Source organism: Paenibacillus sp. P4_A7 (genome assembly GCF_056402455.1).
This window is the reverse complement of record NZ_JBFUHJ010000579.1, coordinates 1-3,061: the sequence shown is the minus strand read 5'-3', so window position 1 is coordinate 3,061 and position 3,061 is coordinate 1. Positions and strand designations below refer to the sequence as shown.

At 46.1% G+C, this 3,061-nt stretch carries 2 protein-coding genes; both read right to left on the bottom strand.

Features of this window, described 5'->3' with window-relative positions:
• Positions 1-332 precede the first annotated feature (332 nt).
• Positions 333-1,418, bottom strand: coding sequence for a Gfo/Idh/MocA family protein (locus tag AC1DWN_RS31265; RefSeq protein WP_477562757.1), 1,086 nt, complete (start codon positions 1,416-1,418; stop codon positions 333-335).
• A gap of 122 nt (positions 1,419-1,540) precedes the next feature.
• The coding region (locus AC1DWN_RS31260; protein ID WP_477562756.1) for a hypothetical protein at positions 1,541-3,061 on the bottom strand (1,521 nt) is incomplete at its 5' end.

Below are 3,061 nucleotides of genomic sequence, written 5' to 3'. Positions count from 1 at the left end.
TTTTTTGACATAAGGTGCTGGTGCCGCTGACATTTCTCGTATGAGGGATGTCAGCGTTTCTTTTAGCGAATTCGCGTACTCATTCATTGGCGTAACCTCCTCGTTTTTTCAAGGGGCTTCGCCACACCATTTCATCTGCTTGTCAAGTTCTATTTTTCTTCTTTGTGCAAAAAAAAAGAGCGGGCTATCTTTTCGATAACCTGCTCTTGTTCTTGATTTTTGGCCCTGCGTCTTAACTTAATGACATTGCCCACTCGGGTGCCCTTCACAACTGCAGCTATATCTTCATACTCATGATTCGAACAATTCCATAACAATGACGCTCAAGCTGCTTATACCAACTGGAAATTCGTCCTTAGAGCTGGGTTGTCCCAATCCTCATCCAAGCCGAGTCCGCGCAAATCTGCGATCGTATTATTTTGCTCAGCTTCATACAGCTTCCATATGACCCGCAATCCCTGAATACTTCGCGGCCCGTCGACGATCGGCTTTTTACCGCTGGCGATGCAATCCAGGAAATGGCGTGTTTCATGCTGTGTCATCTTGCCCGGCTCCTCGATTTCCATCAGTACCTCACTACTTGATCCCGTCTCCAGATCGCCGTGCTCCACCTTCATATTCGAATACGCGTACAGCTTGCCTTCGCCGAGGTGCATATCCAGCATTCCTTTTGTGCAGTGGGCATGAATGCTGTATCCAAGCCTGGAACCACGGGCGCCCCATGTGCCGAAGTGGTAGCCCATCACACCGTTCTCGAATTCAATCGTCACGTTGCTCGTGCCTTCCTTCTCCATCCACGGTGTGCCCAGGTTCGTGCCCATATGCACGCCCTTGACTGGATTACCAAGAAAACGCAGCATCAGATCGATATAGTGACAGCCATGACTGAAAAGCTGACCGCCGCCCAGCCGTTTCGCCGAATGAGTCCAGTGTCCTTCCTCGGCGAACGTCATTTGCTCCGTCCAGATAGACAGCTGGAAGATGTCGCCGTACGCTTTGCTGTCGATCAGTTCCTTCATCTTCTCGATGACCGGCCAGAATGGTACCGGATATGCCGTCATCAGTACCAGATTCTTCGCTTCTGCCAAACGGATCAGYTCCGCGCACTCCTCTTCCGTATTGGCCAGCGGCTTCTCCATCAGAACATGCTTTTCGGCTTTTAAACACGCCAGCCCCACTTCATAATGCAGGTCATGCGGTAGCGCGATCAAGACGGCGTCCACGTCGTCCAGCATATCGCGATAGTCCGTCACCGCTTTCTCCGCCCCCACAAGCTGAACCATTTGCTCCGCACGATCCAAATTATGGTCGCAGGCGACCGTGACAGTCATGATGTCACTCAGTTGTATTAGCCCTTTCGCATGTCCAGAGTTTGCAATGCCACCGCAGCCGATAATGCCTAATCGTATTTTATTCATATTCAACAACCTCTCGATGTAATCGTTTTCAAAGCAGGCTTCACTCCGACCTGGATTTGATATTCCTTCGCATAGGCGTTCGGCTAGAAATCAAGCTCAATATAGAGAAGTTTAATCTAGAGTTAATTACCAGTAAGAACTCTTCCTTCTACCCAATCTGTGTTAAGAACATTTCCAGTGCCATTCGTTATCCTATGCCAACCGACAATCATGTACTTATTTGGGGATGTTCCTGCTTGTATAGGGGAGTCCAAGGTTACAGAATCTCCTATCTTCCATGTGGATTGTGCAGGTAAAGCTGAGAAGGTTCGAGCTTGCGCGCCTGTTCTCCTGTCAATTACTAAAATACTGTCCTCAATAGGGGTAACTGCCGAAGCATCTACTCTATTTCCTTCAAAGTGGAGATACTCAAGAGAGCCGGCTGGTCCAAAGTTGCCAATAAAAATACCTTGATCGGTAGTACCATTCCCTCCGCCAACATCATTGGATGATAGGGTTACTCCTCCTTGCGTTCCGGACACATGTATTCCTACTGTGGCGGGTAAGTTTGTAGTCGGTTGCAGGTTGCAAACAACATTAGATTTTATTAMGGTATTATAAACAGATCCGACTGCCCCAAGCCCTACACAAATCCCCCTGCTAAAGCCATTGATCAAATTATCGGATATCATCGTATCTTTCATATAACCATTTGCAGCCGCACTRACCAAAACCGCAATGTTAGTAGACCGGTCTGTACAATACAATTGATTCCCTGTGACCGTCATTCGATCGCCACCACCGTCAGTCATATTCAAGAATACCGCGGTTTTAGGGAATCCCATTCCCGGGTTTAGAATTTCACCTGGGATAATGTGTATTCTGTTATTTCCAATTACAACATCCGATGTGCCGAGGCCTATAGGATTAATACTGAACAAACCAACTCCAAACCATGAAACTGCAAAGGAGTTTCCGGTTACACTAATCCCTCTTGATGGTGTTTTCTGATTTCCAGAAATCCATAGTCCCTGAGCATAATTATTAACAATATTGTTAGTAAAGAAATTTTCAGACCCGTGAAGCTCAGCGGCGACTACCGGCCCCTCGATACCTGTGGACACGGTGGGGTGATCAAAGACACAATCATGAACATTGATTGCATCGCCCCACATGTAGATGGAAGAGTGATCACTGCTATCAAAACCGTTGTTGTAAAATCTACAGAAGCTTATTTCAACATTATTACTTATTATGCCGGGGGATTCTTGTTGTCCTGTAGCTATACAAGTAACTCCAGGTGAGTTGATAAATTCGCAATTCGTAATTTTAGAATTATACAACCTAGCATCAGCTCCGGAAGTGGCTACCGTGCCGGAGATAAAAATACCTGCACAATTAAATTGATAATAGGCGCCACTGCTCCTATTTGGGCTGATTTTATTATTGACTCCATTCACGTCAAATGTAATGCCTTCAACGTAAAGGTTATTAATTACCGTGTTTCCAGCGATAATATTATAATATTTGGGGCTGGAATCGGTTGACTCATTATCTTTTAGCTTGAAAATTGTTTTGCCAATGCCAGCTCCTAACAGATCCATTTTATCCCGTGCAATCAAAGAACAAACCGTATTGCCACCGGCAAGCACTATAGATTGTGA